Origin of the sequence: Paenibacillus tianjinensis (assembly GCF_017086365.1) — a bacterium.
Lineage (GTDB): Bacteria > Bacillota > Bacilli > Paenibacillales > Paenibacillaceae > Paenibacillus_AQ > Paenibacillus_AQ tianjinensis.
Genome location: NZ_CP070969.1, coordinates 3,256,573 through 3,280,361 on the forward strand (window position 1 = coordinate 3,256,573; position 23,789 = coordinate 3,280,361).

The following is a 23,789-nucleotide window of genomic DNA, read 5'->3' on the forward strand; positions in this document are numbered from 1 at the left end:
AGACTAATAGTCGTGACTTCCAAGCTAATTTTACAATATGGATTCAATTTCAATGAAAGGGGTAACTTAAAAATTATAATCTCCAATAACAAGGATGGGATCAGCCAATGGAAGAAAACGTGCAGAAGCTTAAGGAATGGCTTACCTCTGAAGTAAATGAAACGATTGTAATCACGAAAGAGGAGCTTAATGATTTGGATACGGTTCATTTCAGTTTAGAGAGCGTTGATTACCGGGATTCAGAGGATACCATTGATGATTATCTGGGTGACGCGCTGATCTTGAGAGGTTCGGGAAGCACTCTGAATGCTGATGGTGATCTTGTGCCGCTTCCGCAGCAAAGCTATGAAATTGCCGTAAGCGGTCTTAAGCTGCATAATATCGAAGCTGATAAAGTGGAGCTGCAGACGGAGCGTGCCAAATACACCCTTGCTCTGAGTTAAGCGAAATAAAAGGCCGCGGGAATTTCCCGCGGCCTGATTTATTCTTCTCCAATAATCTTCACTTCGGTCTCCAGTTCAACGCCGAATTTATCTTTAACTGCTGAGCGCACGTGCTGAATCAGCCCAATGTAATCACTTGCGGTTGCATTATCCGCGTTCACAATAAATCCGGCATGCTTACGGGAAACCTCAGCACCGCCGATCCGGGTTCCCTGCAGACCGCTTTCCTGAATCAGCTGGCCGGCATAACGCCCGGGCGGCCGTTTGAAGACGCTGCCGCATGAAGGATATTCGAGAGGCTGCTTTGACTCCCGCAAATGGGTAAGCTCATCCATTGATGCTTTGATCAGAGCCGGGTCCCCCTGCTTCAGGGCAAACCGTGCCTCCAGCACAATATATTCTCCACTGGCGAAGATGCTGTGCCGGTACCCCCATTCCAGATCATCTCCAGTTAGAGTGACCATTTCACCTGATTGGTTAAGGGCAAGGGCACTCTCCAGTACATCCTTCACTTCCCCCCCGTATGCTCCAGCGTTCATATATAGAGCTCCGCCTACTGTTCCGGGAATACCACATGCAAATTCCAGACCTGACAGGTTATGCTCCAGGGCATAATTAGAAGCATCAATAATCTTAGCACCGCACTGGGCGACAAGAAGCTCCCCATGAATTTCTATTTGGCTAAGCTCCGAGGTTTGAAGGACGATCCCCCTTATACCGCCATCACGGATAATGACATTCGAGCCGTTACCCAGAATGGTGAGCGGGATGTGATTCTCGCGTGCATATGTAACTATGGTTCGGATTTCCTCATACGAAACGGGCGCAGCCAGGATGTCCGCTTTGCCTCCTATTTGGGTGAACACATAAGATTTCAGCACTTCACCGCTTCTAACTGTTCCACTCGGAAGCAGCTGCTGCAAATCTTCTTGAATTTTATTGATATTCATCGTTCATGCTCCTTTAACTACCTGAAAATGATGATCTACATATATCCGAAGGAAAAAGAATGGCATTAATCTATGCAGAATATAACGAGAACTCAGTGCCTAACTACGGCAACCACAACTGTAACAACGAACAGGCTCCCTTGTCAATGACCGGGAGCCGCGCTTGAAATTGTCCTATATAAAATTATGCGGCAATTTCATAAAATATAATCTAAGCCTGCGCCGAAGCAGTGTTGTTACGGTATTCGGCTCTGCGTTTGGCCCGTTCTTCCTCTGTCAGCCGGGGGCAAGTATAGCAGTAGCTTCCTCCTTTAGTACGGTAGTAAAGGCAGCAGCGGTTACGTACTTGGACCTTAGAAGCCGGATCAGCAAGTGCTTCCACCTTCCGCACCTTCACGTGGAACGGATTTCTCGCGAGCTTAAATACTGCTGCAGGCATTTCGTCTGTCAGATACCTGTAGTCAGCTTGTATGGTTTGAATGAGGCCGCTATGTCTGCCGGCAGCCAGCATTTCAATATAGTAGTTGAATTTGGTTGGCAGCTGTCCCCAAATCTCACTAGGCCCAAGGCCTGAAACCTTGGATAATACACTCAGCAGAGGTGCTGCAGTTTCCTGATAGAATTGTGTTAACCTGCCATTTCGCCAGCAAATCCGCTGTTCAGCATCCGCAGGAGCCGGACTGAAGGTCCATGTGTCCAAGGAAAAGGCTACCCGCCAATATCCTTCAGCAGGAATGAGATGCACAGACAGGCTGGACAAGCTGACCTCTGGCATCACGGAGTAAACAGAAATTGCGTACTGCATGGCAAGAGCCACGTTCCCGAATGACCCGGCGAAATAAGACGCCGCTACTTTGTCATCCAGCCCTTTGATGATTGGCCGGTAGCACTCTATAAAAGCCCTCATGCCGTCTTCACGGATCAGCTCTTTGACGATAAAAGAATATCTCGCACCCTCCGGTACTTCTGGATGAAGATCAAATTTGCTGCCAAAATCTTTTATCAGTTCAGACGTCTGTGCCTCATCCATAATAATTCCTCCTATGTTCCCTGACCTTCAGCCGAAGCTACAAACCAGCTGCCTTTGAGGCCGCAAGCTCATAAGGCAAGCACAATGGCACGCCGGTACGCGGATCTGAAACAATGTCACATTCAATACCAAACACTTTGCGGAGAACATCGGGTGTCATAACCTCTGCCGGAGTCCCTTCACAGATTACCGTACCCGATTTAATCGCCACCATATGCTGTGCATAACGGGAGGCATGATTTAAATCATGCACCACCATGATGATGGTTCTCCCTTCTTCCTCGTTCAATTTCTGCAATAGCTGCAGGACTTCCAGCTGGTGAGCCATATCAAGGAAGGTAGTCGGTTCATCCAGGAACAGAATATCCGTCTGCTGGGCTAGAGCCATAGCTATCCAGGCCCGCTGGCGCTGGCCGCCGGAGAGGCGGTCTATCGGGCGATCGTGGAACTCCTCCATCCCGGTCACTGTAATCGCGTTTGCGATAATACTGCGGTCTTCAGGCGTCATAGTTCCGAATCCTTTTTGGTGCGGATAGCGGCCATACCCGACCAGTTCGGATACGGTCAGTCCGTCAGGAGCTGTTGGATTCTGCGGAAGAATCGCCAACTGGCGGGCCACTTCTTTGGTGGACAGCGTGTGAATCGACTTTCCGTCCAGCATGACACTACCGCTCTTTGGCTTCATAATCCGTGCCATGGTTTTGAGAATGGTGGATTTCCCGGAGCCGTTAGCCCCTACCAGCGCCGTGATTTTTCCCGTCGGAAGTGACAGGTTCAGGCCATTAACAATCGTAGCCTCTGCATACCCAATGCTTAGCTGTTCTGTGTTCAACCTTTCTGACATGATTTCCACTCCTTACGAATTTATATTATTTCAGGCCTTCGATCTGGCTAATAAATATAAGAAATACGGTGCACCGATGATCGCCACAACGATACCGGTTGGTATCTCTGCGGGTTGCAGAATCCACCGAGCGATAGTGTCAGCGGTTATTAACAGCAGGGCGCCCACTAATGCGCATGCCGGCAGCAGTACCTGATGCTTCGGACCAACCAGCCTGCGGGCCAGATGTGGTGCGATGAGACCCACGAATCCAATACCGCCGCTTACGGCAACACAGGCACCTGACAGAATGACTGCAGCAGCCAGCAGCAGGATACGTTCCCTCTCCACCGGCAGCCCGAGCCCAGCCGAGGTCTGATCACCGAGACTCAACAGATTAAGCACCCGGGACTTGTAGAAGGCAAATGGAAGCAGAATAACAAGCCATGGCAGAAGCGCAAGGACAAACCGCCAATCTCCGCCCCATATTTTACCGGCTAACCAGATCGACACGAATTGAAAATTCTGCGGGTCCAGCCTTAGGGATAGAATCAGCTGGATAGCGTAGATACCCGCTCCTACTGCTATTCCAATCAGAATCATCCTGGTGGGTGACAAGCCGTCTTCTCGGCGGTAAGTCAAAACATAAATCAGTGCTGCAGTAAGCACAGCTCCCGCCAGTGCCATCAACGGAAGTACATAAATATGAGCACCGGTTGTAGCCGGTACAAACGAGATAAAAATGATGACAGCAAATCCCGCACCAGCATTGATGCCCAGTGTGGAGGGCTCGGCCAGGGCATTGCGCGACAGACCCTGCAGGATGCAGCCTGATACAGCAAAACCTGCGCCGACAAGTATTGAAATCACGATGCGTGGCAGCCGGAAATCAAACAGAATGAGCTTCTGCTGCTCAGTTCCACCCCCAAGAAATGTATGTAAGACATCAAGCGGCGATAAGCGCATGAGTCCGGTATTCATGCTGACAACAAACATGATAATAATGAGAATAGCCAGCAGGGATATTATGGTTATATCACGGCTGCGGCGCTGCTGAGCTGCGGGAGAGGTCAGTAACCGGTTCATTACAATTCCCCCTTCCGCTTCCTTGCCAAATATACAAAAAACGGTACGCCGATCACAGCAATTAAAGCGCCAATCGGAGTTTCATAAGGAGCATTGATAAGTCTGGCAGCAATATCGGCAAAAACAATCAGAAGGCTGCCCAGCACCGCCGAACAGGGCAGAATCCACCGGTAATCGACGCCGACCAAATATCGTGTGATATGCGGTATGATCAGCCCGACAAAAGCGATGGGGCCTACTGTCGAAACGGCCGCCCCCGCCAGAATCACAACAACAATGATCCCGGTGAATTGTACCAGCCTAGTACGCTGCCCGAGCCCAGCTGCTACATCCCGGCCCAGACTTAGCAGAGTGATAGACCTCGATAGCATCATTGCAATTATCAGTGCCCCTGCAATCCATGGCGTCATGATTCTAAGCTGAGTCCAATTGGCCCCTCCAATGCCGCCAGCCATCCAGAAGGCGATGTCTTGGGATAGATGAAACAGAATTGCTACCCCTTGGCTCACGGCAAGTAGCAGCGCGCTTACTGCTGCACCTGCCAGAGTCAGCCGTAGTGGCGTCAGACCGCTGTGAGAAAGTGAACCTATTCCGAATACCAGAATAGATGCGGCTGCGGCACCGGTGAAGCAATACAACATGATGTATAAAAAGGATGACGCTGGAGCTAAGGCAAAGGTTAATGCCAAAGCGGCACTGGCACCGGCATTCAGGCCAAGCAGACCCGAGTCTGCCAGCGGATTACGGGTCATTCCCTGCATAATTGCTCCCGCCACAGCAAGACAGGCTCCGACTAAGGCCCCTGCCAGTGCGCGGGGAATCCGCAGCTCCCTGATGATCTGATGCTGCTGCAAGTCCGGATTAAACCTGAATACAGCCTCCCAGACCGTCGCCAGCTTAATATCTGCCGCACCTACCGAAACGGAAAGCGCTAGACCAAAGAGCATGGCTGCAAGTCCGAGAAGTAAAATAATAGCAGCCGCAGCCGGTCTGGATTTCAGCGGCATCGCTCCATCCATCTTTGTAGATTGATCTGTAGAATGTGTAGATGCGGCCATAAGTCTTCCCCTTAATGGATTAAATCCAAGTCGTTGATGATAACGAATCTCACTTGATTGATACTGTATATCATTCTCATTATCGCAAATAAAAGAAACATGTACAAGACTCCACGGATCTCTTGAAAATTTTGTTCTTTTTTTCACAATGCTCCAAAAAAAGATGCAGGCCTTATACCCGAAGGTATAAGAACCTGCACATTTCTCGGGCGGCCAAAGAAATTTTCAGCTCACTTATTTTACAAGTGCGCTAAGCACATCATCAATCGTTTTGGAGTTAGCATAAGCACCACTGTAGAGCCAGCTGCCGGATGCACTGAGCTCGGTAACATTTCCTGCCTTAACGGCAGGAATCCCCTTCCAGATGGGTCCGTTCAGAATTTCTGATGCCTCTGTTTTATCACTGTTTACAAGGAAAATATGATCAGCAGACAGTTCAGCCAGTTTCTCTAGTGAGATAGGATTCCAGGTCGCTCTGGAGTCAGCCGGAATCTCTGTTACAAGGTTAGGAAGCTTCAAGCCAAGGTCGCCGTATAATACAGCGCCACTGCTGCGTGTTTCATCCACAATAAAGAAGCTCTTTTGCACCAGCCACAGAATGGCAACGGATTTGTCACCACCGAATGATGCTGTGATTTTTTCCTTAGCCTCAGCAGCCTTCTGGTCATATTCAGCAATCGCTTGTTCAGCCTCAGGAGTCTTGTTCAGTAGGTCACCGATGGTAAGCAGCGTTTTACGCCAGTCCTTACTGATCTCATCGCCCAGTACATAGGTAGGCGCGATTTTGTTCAGCTGATCATAAAGACCATTCTGCACACTGCCTTCAGACTGGACGATATGGAAGTCCGGTGCGAAGCTGGTTACAGCCTCCAGCGGAAGATCGTAGCTGATCGTAGGCACATCTTTAAGCGCATCGGACAAGTAGTCCTGAATCCCATTTGACACGGACCATTGGGCAACTGGAGTTACCCCGAGTGTTACCAGATAGTCTTCCAGATAAGAACCAAGCACACGCTGTGGATTTGCCGGAACAGTTACTTTATGTCCCATGGCGTCAGTCACAGTCTTCTCAGCAGCCGGAGCAGCGGTTTCTGCCGGGGCAGTTGTAGTCTCAGCGGTTGCCGCAGGTGCAGCACTAGAATTAGCCGCATTGCCATTGTTGTTATTGCCGCAAGCGGACAAGAGTACAGTCATCATCAAGAGGCCGGCCAAGACCAGCTTCCTACTCCCGGATTTCTTTGGATCAAACAAAAACATGTAATACCCCTCCTGTATATTTATCCTTTTTGGTCAAAGGTTTTTGGAATGCCTTCGCCTTAACTTCTTAAATGATATTGATTCTCATTATCTATGTCAATATATTATTTATTTTCCCATTTGTATACTGAGGATCAGATCCGGTTAAAATCAATAAAAAACGGCTGCATCCGTGAATTACGGAAACAGCCGTCTGCTGGAATATACCAGTCTATTTGTGCAAATGATAAGGTACTGTCGCTACAACAATATCTTTTTGATTCATTAAATACGAGCGGATGAACAAGCTGGTCTGATTATGCAGAATCGCCTGCCACCAATGCTTAGTGATAAACTGTGGAATCAGTATTGTAATATGATCTGTCGAAGCTGTCTTCCACTCCACCGTATCGATAAACTTCACTAACGGACGGATGATGCTGCGGTAACGGGAACGAAGGACAATCAGGCGTACGCCCGGATTCCATTCCTCCCACTTCTGCTCCATCTTGTGAATCTCTTCTTCATCAAAACCAACATATACTGCGACCACATTTTCGGTCAAAGATTTCGCATAACTGATCGAATGCAGCACGGCACGTGTAACACCAGCGACAGGAACCACTACCGTACTGCCCTTGATACACGGTTTATCGGTAGATGGACAAATGCGCAGCTGATCTGCAGTATTCAGATAATGGCCGTGAATGCGGTGGAATACGATCATAACAACTGGCAGGAAGATGAAAGCCATCCAGACACTTGAAAATTTCGTAATAATGAAAATCAGTGTAATCGTAAGTGTTGTGAGCATACCCACTGTATTGACAGCGAATTTATTTTGCCAGCCCTTTGGTCTGTCCTTATACCAATGCACCATCATTCCAAGCTGGGATAAAGTGAACGGGATAAATACCCCTACCGCATATAATGGAATCAGGCTTTCTGTATTTCCGTGGAACGCAGCAACCAGCAATGCTGATAACACACCGAGGAAAATAATACCATTCGAGAAGCCCAGCCGGTCTCCGCGGACCATAAAGGCATGGGGCAGGTATTTATCTTTGGCGAACATAAAGGCAAGCAGCGGGAATGCCGAGTATGCCGTATTAGCTGCCAGGAACAAAATCACTGCCGTGATCCCTTGAATGAAGAAGTACAAACCGCCGCGGCCGAAAGTGGATTCAGCAATTTGTGAAACCACAGTTGCTTTTTCATCAGGAACTACTCCGTACCAGTAGGCCAGAAGGGTAATTCCTGTAAACATAATACCAAGGATAAGGCCCATCATCATCAAGGTTTTCGCTGCATTTTTTTCTGCAGGCGCCTTGAAGTTCGGAATAGCATTCGATACCGCTTCTACCCCGGTCAAGGCCGAACAGCCGGAGCTGAATGCCTTAAGCAGGAGGAACAGGCTGACGTTTGATACAGCAGACCCGATTTCAGGCACATTGGCATGTGCGCCGCCGGTCATGTATTTGAATACTCCGGCAACAATCAGGACAAAGATAGAAACTACGAATAAATATACCGGGATTGCTATAAAAGAAGCCGATTCCGTAACACCGCGCAAATTGATAATTGTTAACAGTAAAATAACGGATACCGCAATCAGTACAGAATGATCATGCAAACCTGGAAAAGCGGATGTAATCGCGTCTGTACCGGCTGAGGCACTAACCGCAACAGTAAGAATATAATCTACCAATAAAGAGCCTCCGGCTAACAGACCGGTAGGAACACCCAGATTGCTCTTGGCCACGATGTATGCCCCGCCCCCTTGCGGGTAAGCGAAGATCGTCTGGCGATAAGACAAAATAAGTATGGCCAGCAAGCCCAGAACGGCTAATGCAATTGGCAGTGAGTACCAGATGGCAGTGAAACCCGCGGCCACTAGTACAATAAGGATTTGTTCCGTTCCGTAGGCTACAGACGAGAGCGCATCAGAAGACAGGACAGCCAGTGCTTTCACCTTGGATAACTTTTCATGATCGAGTTCGTTCGACTTCATCGGACGCCCGATCAATAGTCGTTTTACCTTGCTTACCATTGTAGTAACAGTTCCTCTCTTTGTGAGTTGAAACGGTAGTACCGTGCGCTGTTTTCATAGGCGGATTTCATAAATGCAGGCACAAAAATAAGCATACGGAAATGATCCGCATGCCTGGGCATGGTCATTATCCCACCCTTGCTTACGAGGTTAGCTGGCGGATTCGGGCTGTGGTAGCCCTACAGTTGCGGTCGATCTGGCCGCTTCCGATTCACCCCAATGGCCTTACGGCCAAGTTTGGTTCCCCCGTTTTCCCTTCGGAAAATTCAGCGCATATTCAACTTCTCACAAGGTCTAATGATAGTCTACAATGCATTTACAGTAAAGCTTTGAATCAAATGAAAAAAGAATGAAAAAACATCCAAAACACGCAAATCCAAGATCGGGGATAAGGTGATCTTTCATTCTCTTGCATTATCCCTCATTACCTTGGTTTTTGAGTGTTTTGGATGTTAATTGTGACAGAAAAATCAGGAATAATTTAGGCTTGAAATTCAGCCTACCCTCTGCCTATTCCATTTGATCAGTCTTGCGTCCGGTCCACAGCAATATTGTGATCAGCACAAACGCTGTCAGAGCCATTAAAGGAATTGTAATGAACCCCAATAAGTTAATATAATCCTGATTACAAGGAACGCCGATGGTGCAGGGAAGCACTTTGCTCAGCGCAGGAATCTTCTGCTCGGCATAGTGATACAATGAGATACTCCCGCCAATAATACTTAATGGCAATACGTAGGGAATGATGCGCTTATCCCCCCGGTACGTGGCAATTCCAAGCAGAAACAGCTGCGGATACATAAAGATACGCTGGAACCAGCACAGCTTACAGGGTTCATATTTGAGGACTTCACTTAAGTACAAGCTGCCGGCAACGGCAATGATGGACACAAACCAGGCCAAATACAGACAGTGGCGGCGGCAAAAGGTAGAGAATTTCATCACTCGGCATCCACCGCTTCAGAAGCGACTTTGATCTGAGCGTCAATGGCTTCGATATTAAACGGTTCTTTAACCATCACTCCATTAACAAATACGGTAGGTGTTGAACTAACTCCGGCGTTTTTGGCAAGATCAATATCGGTCTGTAATTCATCCATATAAGTCTTATCTTCAATATCTTTGCGCAGCAGATCAAAATCAACCGGCAGGCTTTCCTTACGGGCCAGATCCACTAAATAGTCTGTGGTCGCCCATTCCTTGTTCTCGTCGCCCTGATTGGCATAGAGAGCGTCATAGTAGGTCCAGAATGCATCACTGTTCTGATGATAGACAGACAAAGCGGCGAGCGAGGCTGTAGTCGAATCCGGTCCGATAAAGGCCATGTTTACAAAATAAAAGGCTGCCTTATCTTGATTCACATACTCCTGTACAATCTGCGGCTTAATGACACCGGTGAATTGAGCGCAGGCCGGGCATTTAAAATCACCGAATTCAACGATTTTGACCGGCGCATCCTCTTTTCCGAGTCGTGGTAGTTCACTGTAGTTAAAACTGACCGGCTCGGCGGATGAACCCGAATTGGAATTGTCCTTTGCAGCAAGCATAAATAACCCTACAAAGATAATGACCACTAAAGCTATTGTGCTGACAATAAGGATTCTCGTTTTCTGCTTTTGGTGCTCCAGCTCTGCTTTACGTTTCTCCTGTTTGCTCATTTGGGGAATCGCAGCGGTTTTTCGTTTGTTTTGGCTCAAATGAGAGTTCCTTTCTGTCCTGTAGGACCCATGAGATATGAATCATATAATTTAAAATTATATAATTAAACTTCTCACTTTGGCAAACTAGAGCTTACACGGCCTCCGGTTTCATTTGCCTCCCATTCTGTTCATTCTTATGCTGTAATTGCCGGGGCTCTGTCTCCGCGGACGGCAGCCTGATATTCAAAATAAACTCAGTACCTTTATCAACCTCCGATTCTGCCCAGATCCGTCCATTCATCAGCTCTATCAGCTTCTTGCAAATCGCGAGGCCCAGCCCTGTACCTTGATACTGCCTGCTATGTGAGGCATCCAGCTGGGTGAACGGCTGAAACAGCAGCTCCAGTTTGTCCGGAGGAATTCCGATGCCTGTATCTTTTATTCTGAATATTAATCCCTGGCTATTCTCATGCACACCAGAGGATTCTACTGTTACATGCACCTCACCAAACGGAGTGAATTTCACGGCATTACCGATTAGATTCACCATAATTTGGCGGATTCTCAAGCTGTCTCCGATCAAATATTCTGGAATATCCCCTGATACCTGCAGATGGAGCTCCAGTTTCTTTTCTCTGGCGGTCGCCTCAAACAAATCTATACACTCTTTCAGCAATACAGGCAGACGGAAGGTTTCACAACGCAGCTGCATTCCATCTGACTCCAGACGGGAAATATCCAGAACATCACTTATTACATTAAGCAGCGCCTGACTGCTTCTATATTGCAGCGGCAGCATTTCCTGCTGTTCCGGATTCTCAATATCCTCTGCCAGAAGCTGATTAATTCCAATAATCCCGTTCAGCGGTGTTCTGATTTCATGGCTCATGATGGCCAGAAATTCACTTTTCATCCGGTCTGCGCTTTCTGCCGCTTCCTTGGCAATAATCAGCTCCTGTTGAAACTTAACAATAGAGGTTACATCCTCCGCAACGATATATACGAAACGCTGTTTGTCATTGATGAGCGGAAAGACAGTAGTACTGCAGATCAGTCTTCCGCCGCTTTTTATTTTCACTGCAAGTTCCAGCTTGGCAGAGTGCCCTTCCACCGCCTGCTTAACCGCTGCCTTAAGTAAGGCTTCATCGTCTGGAGTGCACAGGATCTTCCTGTAATCACTAAGCTCTTCCTTTCCATAGCCGGTCGTTTGCCGCAATGATGGATTAGCACTGACGACTTTTTTACGGAACGGATCGATGCAAACCACCATATCCGGGCTGGATTCAAACAATGCCGTATACCGCTGTTCATTGAATTTTGCCGAGAAGAGGACCCGTTTACGGTCTTTATAAAGAAGAGTCAGTACGATTAATACGATTAATATAAATGAACCGGCAAGGATCATACCGAGGAACGATTCAGCCAGTAAGGGAGCTGGACTTGAATAACTGAGGGTCTCGTCTGCTGGAAATGACGCACCTGACATCACAGCATAATGTGTCCCTGTTAAGGAAGCGGTCAGTACGGATACTAGCAGTATTTTTTTCGCCGTGAACATGTTGTAGTCATTTTCAATCCATTTGGGGTTGTACGAAGCAGTAATTACCGGAACAGCTAAAGAGAAAACAATGGCCAGCAGGACAGAAAGCTGGCTCTGCTCATAGTCACCGGCAAACTTCATAGAGATAATTCCGCTAAAATGCATGATGAGAATACCACTGCTGAATAGTATACCGCCGAACGCCAAATAACCCTTGCTGCGTGTGTAAGGACTACTTAGGAGCAGAAGAAGCGCGTAAGACGCGGCTATGGACACAACCAGGGACAGCAGCAGCAACGGGAGATCATACGATACAGTGACCTCCAGTTTCATAGCCCGCATACCGATATTATGCATACTCCACATCCCAGTACCCAGGATACAGGATATTATAAGGATAAAGCGATACCCTCGCTTTCCGCGCACCAGCCGTTCTGCCAGATCAAGGGTTGCAAAACAGGTAAGTAATGCTATTACAACGGAAAAGAGGACCAGCAGCTCACTAAAATGATCCTGATGATGCAGCATTCGCCCCTCCCCCTTTCTTCATCAATAAAGTATAAATATACTATTTACACTACCTTTACCCGACAAGAAACGGCACGAATCGGCCAAATATGACCATTGCATGGTCAATTTCATCAAAAAAAAGAAACGGATACTCTCCCAAGGGACAGTATCCGTTCCGCAAGTACGTTATTTACTGCAAAAGCACAGCACAATGGCTCAGCGCCATACCACATGTAGATTTAAATTTACGCTCCGGCTTCCTCCGTCAAAAATTGCATCTTCAACAGTTTAATCCGGGAAATCCGTTTGTTGTCAGTCTCCTCTACCACAAACAGGTGGCTATCAAATTCGACAGTCTGACCTTCTTGCGGAGGATTAACCTCCAGCTTGGAATACATCCAGCCGCCGATTGTATCATAGTCATCCGTCTCCATATGAAGTCCCAGCAGGTCATTAATTTCCTCAATCAGCATAAGACCATCAATAGAATATTCATCCTCCCCCAGCTTCTCAACGCCGGGACGTTCCTCATCGAACTCATCCTGAATCTCTCCGACAATCTCTTCCATAATGTCTTCCAGGGTAACCATACCCGAAGTACCGCCATACTCATCAATCAGAATAGCAATTTGAGTCTTGGCACGCTGCATTACCTTTAGAAGCGCACTAATCTGGATCGATTCAGGAACCGTAAGAATAGGACGAATCAATTCATTATACTTCGGAGCCTGCTCACGGATCATATCCTTAATATGAATGAATCCGAGAATGTGATCTTTATCGCCGTCGCAGACCGGATAACGGGTTCTCATTCCATCAAAGGCAATTTCCAGGTTCTCCTCAGTAGAAAGATGGCTGTTCAAACAGATCATTTCAGTCCGGGGAATCATGATCTCGCGTGCCATGGTATCAGCAAATTCAAAGATATTGTCTACCAGTGTCATTTCGGTATTGTCGATCAGCCCGCTCTTATTGCTCTCCTGCATGATAATACGGATCTCTTCCTCGGTGTGCGCTGTTGCCAGCTCCGAAGCCGGTGACAAGCGGAAAATGCGAAGTAATCCCCGGGCCAATCCATTCACGATCCAAATAAACGGATACATGATCCGGTAGAATACATTCATGGCTCCCGAGGTTAGCAGAAGTACTGCTTCCGCTTTGTTCACCGCAATGGTCTTGGGAGCAAGCTCTCCAAGGACAATATGCAGAACCGTGATAAACATAAAGGCAATAATCAGCGAAATCACATAAACGGCTGCATCGCCAAAGCCTAAGCTTGTTACAAGCGGCCCCACAATCGTGGCTACTGCAGGTTCTCCAAGCCACCCCAGAGCAAGCGAGGCAAGCGTGATGCCCAGCTGGCAGGCGGACAGATAAGCATCCAGATTGTGTACAATATTTCTAGCTGCGAGCGCTCTTTTGCTGCCTTCCTCAATCAGCGATTCAATGCGGCCACTGCGTACCTTGACCATTGCATACTCGACCGAAACAAAAAAGCCGTTAAACAGCACAAGCAAAATAATTAGACCTACATGTAATATACCGGGTAAAGGGTCGCTCAATTTATACTCCTATCCACCGTCTCCTCATTCGGGCGGATAGGCCCACCTCCTTCGTTTGTTCAAAATGTCAGCCTGTATACCGTCAGCTGTTCCTTTCAGAATCAATTTCCCAATGCCTTCATCTCCTGACTGAAATCACGAATTTATAAATATATACAATATTATATTATTACTCGCAGTACAAAAACAGGTCTAAACCATTGTAAAATATGATCTATATAAAAATGAAGGTACCTGCGTAAAACTTTTAATATATATGTTAAATCCTCAGAGCCCGCTCCGTCAACTTTTGTACTCCAGCATTAAAGAAACAGCAGACCGCCTTTAAGGGGTTCTGCTGTTTCTTTGGATTGTTTTCTATGGATAGGAAGCAGAAGTCAATTAACGCCAGTTGCGGGTTGGCGGATTGCCTATGACCCCTGGATATTGGTAAACAAGCGGTTCATCGAAGGTTGCGTAATCGAAATTGACCATCAGAAGTACGGTCCGCTGACCGGTAGCAGGATCGCTGATAATGATGTGATCACGGCCGGCAGCTTCAAGAACGCCTTTGTATATCTTAGCATTCCACTCTTTGTTGTTCTCATATGTGTAGTAGAAAGTACCGATTTTACCCAAGTTAAGACGGAAAATATTCTCGATATAGGATTGTTCAAAGACCGGGGCGGTTGTCGGCATTACCGTTCCAGTCGGAGTCATCGGACTTCCGCTTGTAACTTGAGGCGGCACAGTTCCCATAGTACCCATTGTACCCGGAGTTCCCATAGTTCCCATTGATCCCATAGTTCCCATAGTTCCCATTGACCCGGCTGGCATCATGCCACCGGAAGCATTGCTGCCCATCATATAAGTAACGGGGCGGTAAGGTTGACCTATCATTTGTAAAACCTCCTAATCGTAATTAGCCTGGGAGACAGACTCTGGAATTACTCCCTATCCATCCAACTGTCTCCTGCGGGCTGTGTTGCCTAGTATACAGCCGGGCAATCTCCAGCAGTCGGGGTGAAAAAGCAGTGGGCTTTGTAACGTCCGCTATTCTGCTGGTTATACCACTGGGCTGGGCAGTCACCGACAGGACGGAAGAACCATAAAGCATTTGATGCAGGTCTGATTCTTTCGCCTCCTACGGCTCTTCGGGCCAAGCGGATGTCCCTATCCCGCGCCCGCTGATAGAAATATCCCTTCTGCGGGGCTTCGAAGCCGCCCGGACTCTGGAACACCATATCATTCACATTGCGAATGTTTTTGAAGTCCAGACAATTGCCTAGAATCCGGTTCACACCTACATTGCCAACCATCAGCATGCCCGATTCCCCATCCTCTTCAGCCTCAGCCCTCATAAGCCGCGCGAGCACCTTCACATCCTCTGAGTTCGCTTTGATGACGGCCACGCTTTCTCCTCCTTGTTCTTGCCACTTTTCTTAACTGCTCGCTGTATTGTATGTGCATTCGCCTAAGAGGTGACAGTCAGTGCCCAATTTCTCCCCGGTACTTTTTTATTTGAGTGATTTAGGGTTCATAAATCATTTTACGGGTCATCCCTCCATCAATCACTAGCTGTGCGCCAGTAATAAAATTATTCTCAGGCGCCGTCAAATAAAGACAGGCCCGGGCAATGTCCTCCGGCCTGCCTACCCGTCCGGAAGGATGCTGTTTATGGTCAATCTCACGCAGCTGCGCATAATCACCGGTCTCAATCCAGCCGGGGCTGATACAGTTCACCGTGATACCATCCTCTCCTAATGTGACCGCCATGGCATGCGTTAAGGCTGTAATTGCTCCCTTGGAGGCCGCATAAGCTTCCGTATTAGGTTCAGACATTAACGAACGGGTGGAAGACAGATTCACAACAGCACCTCCTGCTGCATTCTTCCGCATGATTTTAGCTGCCTCACGGGTGGCCAGAAAAACACTCCGGGCATTCGTATTAAGCACCTTGTCCCATTCGTCCGCCGAGAGCTCGTAGAGCGTCTTAGTGTGTGCATTGGCAATCCCTGCATTATTAATCAGGATATCGATAGTACCGTATTTGCTGGCAGTGTGGGCGACTAAGGCAATAATCTGTCCTTCTTTACTTACATCACAGGCTACGAATTCCGCAGATCCGCCTCTTCGCTTGATCTCCTCCTCTGCTTCCTGTCCAAGAGCTGCATTCAGCTCTGCAATAACAACATTTGCACCTTCTGCAGCGTACGCTCCGGCAATTGCCCTGCCAATACCATGACCGGCACCAGTAACAATAACTGTTTTATCTGCATATTTCACGAGTATGATTCTCCCTTCAAAAAGTTAGCTTACCATAATATAAATATCCCCTTGTTCCAAAAGCGGAAACAAGGGGATTGTACAGCATAATGCATTATATAGTAAACAGGACGCTAGAAGTTCAGCAGCTCTATTTGAAGACAAGATCTATTCCGCAGTAGAGTAATGAGGATGCCGCTGAAAACCATGGTATCTTGTTCCCTGGTATGTCAGTAATCCTCTATCCCCTTCTGCACTCATTCCAAATTCAATCCCGTCCACCTTAAACTCCATCCGCGCACCATCTTGAGCTTCATAGGTTAAATAATAGGTTGTGCTGGTCCGGCTGGTCTGGCTCTCATCCTGAAGCTGCTGCTGGCGGACTTCACTGCGTTTGCTGACGATGCGGGCGGGGATAGTCAGCAAGGGTGAACTGTTGTTGCGGCTCCATTGAAACAGTGCCCTGCCCGCAGATACAGCAACTATGCCAATCATCACGACGAGGAAAATCGGTATCACCGTTCCGGTAAGATCAAACATCCAAGAAGGATCCGAGCCCATTCCCATGACTTATTCCCCCTTAATCCCCAAATACTTGCGGCTGCACCCTGAGTCTCTTCAGGTTGCTTCTGTACATGTATATGCCCTTAACCGCAAATACAGCATCATAAAAAAGAAAATCAGGGATACGGAAGCTGCAATTCTAAGAAACATAAACAAAAAGACCACGCTGTTCTCCGTTTCGAGAACATATGTGGTCTTTACTATCTTCTATTTGTTCTAACATATTAAGCATGTACAAGGTCAAGGAGTTGTTTGGTTTCGTTCTCTTCAACTGGAAGCATACCGTTCTCAGCCCAGCAGGCTCTGCATTGCTCTTCGGTTTCACACAGGTGGGCATCATCGCAGTTATAGCACAATTGCAGCAGGTTTCTAGTCGTATAATCCGTTTCAAAAGTTGTCATTGTAATCGCTCCTCTTCGGGATTAAAGTTTGTGAAAAAATGAACTTGCTTTCTATGTGTTAAATATATCACAGGATTCACCGTTTGTCATGTGATTTTTTTCACATTTTTAAAGAAAATTTTAAATACGTTTTTTTTGCTTAATCATCTTTTGGTAAGCTAGGTTTAATATAACCTTTTAGTATAGCTTTCGTTCAACGACTCCGCTACCTTGTCTGCACTCATACCAGGAAGCTTCACATGATCAGCGATCATCTGGGCAATATTCGGCAGATTCTGTTTAGACATCCATGATTCAGGGTTCCAGAGGCTGGAACGCTTGAATGCCTTGGCACAGTGACTATAGCACTCCTCTACTTCTATCACAATTCCGACAAGCGGATTGCGGCCATGGGATTCCATTTGCTGCAGCAGCTTCTCGTCCTTGACGATATATGCGCGGCCATTCACCCGCAGAGTCTCTTCCAAGCCCGGTATCATAAAGATAAGACCAGCTCTAGGATTAGATAGCAGATTTCGAAGGGAATCCATTCTCCGGTTGCCCGGCCGTTCAGGAATAACTAAATGTCTGTCATCCAGAACAAGTACAAATCCCGGGGCGTCACCCCTGGGAGATACATCACAACGTCCCTCATGATCAGTAGTAGCTATCATTACCAGCGGCGACTGGGAGATAAACTGCCGGCAATGCCCGTCGAGAATATCAATCACTTTGTTTTTAACAAGTTCTCCCGGATACCCGAGGATAGTGCGCAATTCTTCTTCCGTTTGGATAATCTCAAAGTCAGGCACCGTCATCACTCCGTATGTATGAATTTATAATACAGAATCTTTTCTGCCCATTATATCACACAGAAAGTAAACGGTTGAAAGCATAAAAAAGAAGGCTGCCTGTGCAGCCCTCTTATCTGCGCAAGTACTACATCACCCGCCAGCTGACTCCTCCATTGGTTGTCTGCAGCAGAATCGATCTGCGGTCCACTTCTTTTTGGATTAGAAGCCAGCCTACATCGTCTGAGATGAACTGGAGCTTCACAATCTCCGGATATTCCAGCAGTTTGGATTGCAGTACACTGCTAGCAGGCAGTGACGTCCATGTCAAACCCTGGTTTACTGTTTTGTACATCAGATTTCCATTCAGGGTCCAGCCGACCTCGGCATTTAAAAAAACGGGAGGAAGATGGCGGTTGATTCCAGTCTGGCTGCGGAGTGCAAAATTCACAAATTTCCAGTTGTCTCCACCATTCGCTGTAAAATAACCATTATAGGTAACGCTGTTTTTTTTATCAATTTGACAGGCTACCGGCAGCCAGCCGGAGGTGTTATCATCACCGAAAAACTCGGGTTCTCCGGTAATGACCTTATCGCAGCCTTCCCATTCTTCATTTACCAGAATTTCAGGTCCCGGATTCCAGGTTGTTCCGCTATCACTGGTCATATAAATTTTGGGCAGCGCACCCGTCTGGAGTGTCACAAATCCTCGGTTCATATCCTTAAATATCATTCCAGTGATAACCCCTGCCATAGGAATAGTATTGTTAGGCAGATTCGGATTATACTGCTCGTTCTGCATTACCATATTCCAGGTTGCTCCGCCGTCCGCTGTAACGTACAAAGCCTTGCTCTCCTTGGTGGCATTCGCATCCCAGGAGGTCATCAGCCAGCCGGTCTGCGGGGAATTAAAATAAATAGATGATATGGTATTAGAATCAGGAAAGGAAGACACTTTCCAGCTCCGGCCGCCATCTTTTGTACGCAGCACCACTGTCTCTGTCATGCCAAATGCGCTGCGGATAATCCAGCCGTTACTCGGATCCGTGAAAAAAATCTCTTCGCCGTAAACCGGATTGGACAGGAACTGCACATTGGCAGACGGTGATATATTAGCCCATGTCCCGCCGTTATCCCTGGTCATATAGATCCGCAGCTCATTTTTGGTGACGCCCCAGGCCAGACCCACCGATGGATTCAACAGCCGGAAATCAGTCAGCCGGGTCTGAATTTGATATTTAGGTGCACTATCATTCGTCACGTTCTTGGCATCACCAGGTGTAATCAGGGTTATCGTCTGCCCCTCTTCCGGCGCTTCCGTCGGCTGTGGGGGCTGGGATGGCTCAGGCACCGGGGATGAAGAGCAGGCCGAGAGGATCAGCAGGATCATGAGAAAAGCAATCGCTGTTCTCAGAAGCTTGAAGCCTGTTGTTTCGGATGACAAGACTCTCTCCCCTTTTCGTATCTTGATTATTTTCGATTCAACTTACTGTGTTTGTATCCGTACAGCCAATAAATCAGCAGGCCGATAATCAGCCAAAGGATAAAGCCGATCCAAGTCTCTCTGCCCAAATTATACATCAAATACCCGCAGGCTGCTGCACTTAGCAGTGGGATGAACGGTACCCATGGTACTCTAAAGCCTCTTTTAAGGTCTGGGTGAGTCCGGCGCAGCACAATAACACCGAGTGATACGACCAGAAACGCAAAGAGTGTACCGATACTGGTCAGATTAGCCAGCCGGTCGAGTGGGACAAAGCCGGTCAATACCGCGATAATCCCTCCGACCACCCAGGTGCTGCGTACAGGTGTATGAGTCTTCGCATTGACCTTGGATAAAATCTCCGGCAGCAGCCCGTCCCGTGAGATGGCAAACAAGAGCCGGGTCTGGCCAAACAGCAATACGAGCAGAACCGTTGTCATACCGGCAATAGCGCCAATTGAGATTAATCCGGCAATCGTATTCTGATTTACGAAACGCAATGCGAAGGAAACCGGATCACTTACATTCAGGCTCTGGTAGGGAACAATACCGGTCAGTACCAGGGAAACAGTAATATAGAGAACCGTACAGATCGCAAGCGAAGAAATAATACCAATCGGTAAATCCCGCTGCGGACGTTTGACCTCCTCAGCTGCAGTTGACAGGGCATCAAAGCCGATATAGGCAAAAAATACGGTGGCTGCCCCATTCACAACCCCTTGGAAGCCAAACGGAAGAAATGGTGTCCAGTTTTCCGGTTTCACGTAGAACACGCCGGTAAAGATGAACAGAAGCACCACAGATAACTTAATGACAACCATAATAGCATTGAACCGGGCTGTTTCTTTGACCCCGCGGGTTAATAAATAAGAAATTAGCAAAATAATAATCACAGCGGGTAAATTAATAAAAGTTCCTTTGTCCGCATTATAAGCCCCGGAGAGCGCTGTGGGCAAATGTACTCCGAAACCATCCAGGAGTCCCTGGAAATACCCGGACCAACCGCTGCTAACCGCCGCAGCCGCAACTCCATATTCGAGTACCAGATCCCAGCCCAGGATCCAGGCCAGCAGTTCGCCAAAAGAAACATAGCTGTAAGCATAAGCGCTCCCGGATACCGGAAGTGTAGAGGCGAACTCTGAATAACAGAGTGCTGAAAGCACACAGGCGAATCCGGCCAGTACAAAGGATAATACCAGTCCGGGCCCGGCATGCTGTGCAGCTGCAACTCCTGTCATAACAAAAATGCCGGTGCCTATAATCGCTCCTACACCGAGTGTAGTGAGATCAAATGCCCCTAAGGTTTTGCTGAGGTTGCCGGCATTGTCACTAAGAGGTGCAACCAGCGGTTTTTTGCGGAATAAATCCATACTACTTCTCTCTCCTATCGATAGTAGATGTGTGTGCCAAGCTAGGGCGAGGTAGTCAGCAATTTGATGCCCAGCCCTACAAAAATAACTCCGGCAGCAAGATTGGCGCCCTCCTGCATCCGGGGCTTCTCCAAAAACTTACTGCTGAATGCACCTGCAAAATATGCAAGCAGTCCAAAAATCAAAAAAGTCAGAATAATGAAGACCAGTCCCAGCACTACCATTTGCAGCGGTACAAAGCCATGATCATAATTCACAAATTGCGGCAGAAAGGTGAGAAAGAAAATCGCTACCTTCGGATTGAGGATATTCATCAAGAGTCCTTTCCGCAGCAGTACACGCTTGTCTTTCTTCTCTCCTGCCTGCAGTACCATTGCCGTTTTGCGGTACTTTAGGGATTTAAAAGCCAAATTGAACAAATAAACCGCCCCGGCAATCTTGAAAACCGTAAAAAGCACCGGTGACGTAGTCACAATGATCGAGAGCCCAAGTGCAGCGGCCAGTGTATGTACCGTGTTTCCCAGTGCCAGACCGGCAGCTGTATAAACTCCCGCCCTGCGTCCATTCGTAATCCCCTGAGTCACGGCAAAAATAAGATCCGGTCCAGGAATCAAAATCAGCAGCACTGCGGCTCCAATAAACAAAAACAAGGTGGATATCGTAAACATAATTCTCTCCCTTCTGCCAAATATTATAGTTAGCATGCCCGTTTTCGGGTAATGGATTAAAAACAGGATGCTTGAAAACACTATCCTTAGCGATTATGATGTTTAAGATTGGACACAAAAAATTCAAACTCGGAGGAGATGTAACAATGGCCCCCCCATTCAAGCCCAATCGTGTCGTGGTTATCGGCACAGGTGCAGTAGGAACGACAACTGCTTATACCCTGCTTCTACGCAGACGCATGCAAGAATTGGTACTCATAGATGTTAATCATCAGAAAGCACTTGGTGAAGCACTGGACATGAACCACGGCATGCCTTTTGTCGGCGGTGTGAAGCTATGGGCAGGTACCTACGAAGATTGCCGGGAAGCGGATATTATCATTGTAACCGCCGGTGCATCCCAAAAGCCTGGTGAGACCCGAATCGATCTTCTGCGCAAAAACATCTCGATCTTTAAAGACATCATTCAAAAAATTACGAAATACAACCAGCACGCCATTCTGCTGATTGCAACGAACCCGGTCGATATCCTGGCTTACGCCACCCTGAAAATCAGCGGCTTCGACCGCAGACGTGTCATCGGTTCCGGTACAGTGCTCGATAGTGCACGTTTCCGTTATCTGATCGGAAAGCATAAAGAAATCGATCCGCGCAGTATTCACGGTCAAATTATCGGTGAACATGGAGATTCCGAGCTTCCGGTATGGAGCTTGTCCAATGTCGCCGGAATTGATCTCGGGTTCGACGAAGCCGAACGCCAGGAAATCTTCGAAGACACCAAGAATGCAGCTTACGAAATTATCGATGCCAAAGGCTCTACTTCTTACGCAATTGCGCTGGCACTTGACCGTATTGTCGTCTCTATCCTGGACAATGAAGGTGCTGTGCTCAACGTGTCCACCCTGCTCAACAACTATAACGGGGTTTCAGATGTATTCCTGGGTGCACCATGTGTAGTTGACCGCTCAGGTGTACGAGAAGTCCTTGATTTGCCGCTCAGTGAGGAAGAACAGGCATTGTTCCGGAAATCGGGAGAAAAACTCAAGGCGGAAATCTCCAAGCTTGAATTGTAATCGAATCCCTGCACACAAAAGAAACCGTCCTTTGAGTGTATGGCATACCACCACTGCTAAAGGACGGAGTTTACTCTCCATGTCATCTTGATAATATAACATGAAACATTTTTGCCTGACAATGATAATAGTATCTTGGTTGCAATTAACAACACGCTTGAATGAATGAAAGAAAAATGATCCGCAGACTGGTGCATTTGCTCCAGCTTGCGGATCATTTCTGCATTATCTGATGACAGGGCGTTTGTAATATTCCCGCAATACCTGCTCTGCTGCTTTACCATAAATATCAAAACCGACATTGGAAGAGGCTTCCTCCGCCTTATACAACCGAGTGCTCCAGTCCCACCAGAAGAATCCCGCAAACCAGGGTTCGTCCCAGAACGTTTCAAGCGCCGAGCGGTAAAAATTCGCCTGCTCCTGTTCTGAAGCGGGAAGCTCTTTATGTGTAAAATCCCATGGCATAGTAGCACAGCCAACCGCGCTGCGGCAGCCGATTTCGATAAAGACCAGCGGCTTGCCGAACCGCTCAGCTAACGCCTTCAGCCGCGGCTTCTGTTTCTCCCAGGCCAGGCGCATATTCTCATAGGAATCACCCGGAACGGAGGCTACCGGATAATAGGCGCTTGTTCCAATATAGTCTACAGCATCAAGCCAGTCGATGCCCTCCTCTTTGCCGTGATTCGCATTGTATACGATAGGGCCGGTGTATAAGCTTTTAACCTCACCTATTAAATGGCGCCACTCTGTTTCCCTTGACTCTGTCGCCACCATTTCACAGCCGATACAGAACATCTCACACTCAAGCTCCTCTGCCAGCTCTGCGTAATGCTTGATGAAATTCGTATAGGATCTGAACCAGGCTTCCCAGTAACTGTCCCCTTCCTCAGGAAAACCGATCCGCGCTCTCCAAATGCCGTCCCTAGAATTTACAACCGGCTTCAAACATACCTTCAGCCCCAGTTCCTTCGCCAGACGCACAGCATGCTCAATATCCCTGTCAGTCATCGTATATCCGTAATCAAAATAAATATTAGTTGAGTGCACAGTATCTTGCCATGTCCAGAAGGATAAAGCAATCCATTCACTTCCGGTCTCTGCCAGTTTACGCAGTGAATCCTCCGCATACGGCTGTCTGAACGCCCCTCGCGTTGATTCCCAGCCATAGGTCATTCCTTTAAAAAACAGTTCTTTCACAGTCCAGTCCTCCTATTAAATGATCGTAACTTGCTTCTCTCAACGCTGCTTATAATAAAAGTTTCTATACCTATCTTTTGTTAGGATAATT

The 23,789-nt window shown here is 47.6% G+C and carries 23 protein-coding genes and 1 riboswitch; of the genes, 2 read left to right on the top strand and 21 right to left on the bottom strand.

The annotated features are described in order from the left end of the window. Positions 1 to 107 precede the first annotated feature (107 nt). On the top strand, positions 108 to 443 hold the full coding sequence (locus JRJ22_RS14485) for a protein YmzB (protein ID WP_206100235.1): 336 nt from the start codon (positions 108 to 110) through the stop codon (positions 441 to 443). Positions 444 to 481: 38 nt separating this feature from the next. On the opposite strand, the gene murB is transcribed toward JRJ22_RS14485, so the two are convergent. The 20 genes from murB to JRJ22_RS14585 form a co-directional block, all read right to left on the bottom strand. Then, positions 482 to 1,393 carry a UDP-N-acetylmuramate dehydrogenase gene (murB, locus tag JRJ22_RS14490; RefSeq protein WP_206100236.1) on the bottom strand — a complete coding sequence of 304 codons (912 nt, stop codon included), beginning with the start codon at positions 1,391 to 1,393 and terminating at the stop codon, positions 482 to 484. Between the two features lie 211 nt (positions 1,394 to 1,604). Beyond that, positions 1,605 to 2,423: a (2Fe-2S)-binding protein gene (locus tag JRJ22_RS14495; protein WP_206100237.1), complete on the bottom strand. Its 819-nt coding sequence runs from the start codon at positions 2,421 to 2,423 to the stop codon at positions 1,605 to 1,607. Positions 2,424 to 2,460: 37 nt separating this feature from the next. Continuing rightward, the gene (locus JRJ22_RS14500; RefSeq protein WP_206100238.1) at positions 2,461 to 3,267 is read right to left on the bottom strand and encodes an ABC transporter ATP-binding protein; all 807 of its coding nucleotides are present in this window, start codon (positions 3,265 to 3,267) and stop codon (positions 2,461 to 2,463) included. Between the two features lie 30 nt (positions 3,268 to 3,297). Further along, complete coding sequence (locus tag JRJ22_RS14505; RefSeq protein WP_206100239.1) at positions 3,298 to 4,332, bottom strand: FecCD family ABC transporter permease; 1,035 nt, start codon at positions 4,330 to 4,332, stop codon at positions 3,298 to 3,300. Then, entirely contained in the window at positions 4,332 to 5,390 is a 1,059-nt protein-coding gene (locus JRJ22_RS14510; RefSeq protein WP_206100240.1) for a FecCD family ABC transporter permease, read from the bottom strand. Before JRJ22_RS14510 ends, JRJ22_RS14505 begins: the two co-directional genes overlap by 1 nt. 234 nt (positions 5,391 to 5,624) lie before the next feature. After that, complete coding sequence (locus tag JRJ22_RS14515; RefSeq protein ID WP_206100241.1) at positions 5,625 to 6,647, bottom strand: iron-hydroxamate ABC transporter substrate-binding protein; 1,023 nt, start codon at positions 6,645 to 6,647, stop codon at positions 5,625 to 5,627. Between the two features lie 211 nt (positions 6,648 to 6,858). Then, positions 6,859 to 8,676: an APC family permease gene (locus tag JRJ22_RS14520; protein WP_206100242.1), complete on the bottom strand. Its 1,818-nt coding sequence runs from the start codon at positions 8,674 to 8,676 to the stop codon at positions 6,859 to 6,861. A gap of 124 nt (positions 8,677 to 8,800) precedes the next feature. Further along, positions 8,801 to 8,958: riboswitch (cyclic di-AMP (ydaO/yuaA leader) on the bottom strand. A gap of 228 nt (positions 8,959 to 9,186) precedes the next feature. Then, positions 9,187 to 9,618 carry a disulfide oxidoreductase gene (locus JRJ22_RS14525; RefSeq protein WP_206105137.1) on the bottom strand — a complete coding sequence of 144 codons (432 nt, stop codon included), beginning with the start codon at positions 9,616 to 9,618 and terminating at the stop codon, positions 9,187 to 9,189. Continuing rightward, complete coding sequence (locus tag JRJ22_RS14530; RefSeq protein ID WP_232380845.1) at positions 9,618 to 10,373, bottom strand: DsbA family protein; 756 nt, start codon at positions 10,371 to 10,373, stop codon at positions 9,618 to 9,620. The genes JRJ22_RS14525 and JRJ22_RS14530 overlap by 1 nt, the downstream gene beginning before the upstream one ends. Before the next feature lie 94 nt (positions 10,374 to 10,467). After that, on the bottom strand, positions 10,468 to 12,384 hold the full coding sequence (locus tag JRJ22_RS14535; RefSeq protein ID WP_206100243.1) for an ATP-binding protein: 1,917 nt from the start codon (positions 12,382 to 12,384) through the stop codon (positions 10,468 to 10,470). A 227-nt stretch (positions 12,385 to 12,611) separates the two neighbouring features. Next, positions 12,612 to 13,928, bottom strand: a complete 1,317-nt coding sequence (locus JRJ22_RS14540; protein ID WP_206100244.1) for a hemolysin family protein — start codon at positions 13,926 to 13,928, stop codon at positions 12,612 to 12,614. Positions 13,929 to 14,309: 381 nt separating this feature from the next. Continuing rightward, positions 14,310 to 14,807, bottom strand: a complete 498-nt coding sequence (gerQ, locus tag JRJ22_RS14545) for a spore coat protein GerQ (protein WP_206100245.1) — start codon at positions 14,805 to 14,807, stop codon at positions 14,310 to 14,312. Positions 14,808 to 14,896: 89 nt separating this feature from the next. Continuing rightward, a complete protein-coding gene (locus JRJ22_RS14550) occupies positions 14,897 to 15,319 on the bottom strand; it encodes a cell wall hydrolase (RefSeq protein ID WP_206100246.1) in 423 nt (140 codons plus the stop codon). A 118-nt stretch (positions 15,320 to 15,437) separates the two neighbouring features. Continuing rightward, positions 15,438 to 16,193, bottom strand: coding sequence for an SDR family NAD(P)-dependent oxidoreductase (locus JRJ22_RS14555; RefSeq protein ID WP_206100247.1), 756 nt, complete (start codon positions 16,191 to 16,193; stop codon positions 15,438 to 15,440). Positions 16,194 to 16,340: 147 nt separating this feature from the next. Continuing rightward, positions 16,341 to 16,733 carry a DUF2500 domain-containing protein gene (locus tag JRJ22_RS14560; RefSeq protein ID WP_206105139.1) on the bottom strand — a complete coding sequence of 131 codons (393 nt, stop codon included), beginning with the start codon at positions 16,731 to 16,733 and terminating at the stop codon, positions 16,341 to 16,343. Between the two features lie 227 nt (positions 16,734 to 16,960). Beyond that, positions 16,961 to 17,137, bottom strand: coding sequence for a hypothetical protein (locus JRJ22_RS14565; RefSeq protein ID WP_167347614.1), 177 nt, complete (start codon positions 17,135 to 17,137; stop codon positions 16,961 to 16,963). A gap of 164 nt (positions 17,138 to 17,301) precedes the next feature. Next, entirely contained in the window at positions 17,302 to 17,934 is a 633-nt protein-coding gene (locus JRJ22_RS14570; RefSeq protein ID WP_206100248.1) for a pyridoxamine 5'-phosphate oxidase family protein, read from the bottom strand. A gap of 121 nt (positions 17,935 to 18,055) precedes the next feature. Continuing rightward, positions 18,056 to 19,351 carry a VPS10 domain-containing protein gene (locus tag JRJ22_RS14575; protein ID WP_206100249.1) on the bottom strand — a complete coding sequence of 432 codons (1,296 nt, stop codon included), beginning with the start codon at positions 19,349 to 19,351 and terminating at the stop codon, positions 18,056 to 18,058. Between the two features lie 26 nt (positions 19,352 to 19,377). After that, on the bottom strand, positions 19,378 to 20,760 hold the full coding sequence (locus JRJ22_RS14580) for a branched-chain amino acid transporter BcaP (RefSeq protein WP_206100250.1): 1,383 nt from the start codon (positions 20,758 to 20,760) through the stop codon (positions 19,378 to 19,380). Between the two features lie 41 nt (positions 20,761 to 20,801). Beyond that, complete coding sequence (locus JRJ22_RS14585) at positions 20,802 to 21,428, bottom strand: LysE family translocator (RefSeq protein ID WP_206100251.1); 627 nt, start codon at positions 21,426 to 21,428, stop codon at positions 20,802 to 20,804. A gap of 146 nt (positions 21,429 to 21,574) precedes the next feature. On the opposite strand from JRJ22_RS14585, the gene JRJ22_RS14590 reads away from it, so the two are divergent. Beyond that, on the top strand, positions 21,575 to 22,501 hold the full coding sequence (locus tag JRJ22_RS14590) for an L-lactate dehydrogenase (protein ID WP_206100252.1): 927 nt from the start codon (positions 21,575 to 21,577) through the stop codon (positions 22,499 to 22,501). Positions 22,502 to 22,726: 225 nt separating this feature from the next. Here the strand turns inward: JRJ22_RS14590 and JRJ22_RS14595 are convergent, their stop codons facing one another. Beyond that, complete coding sequence (locus JRJ22_RS14595; protein ID WP_232380846.1) at positions 22,727 to 23,698, bottom strand: glycoside hydrolase family 113; 972 nt, start codon at positions 23,696 to 23,698, stop codon at positions 22,727 to 22,729. Positions 23,699 to 23,789: the final 91 nt, after the last annotated feature.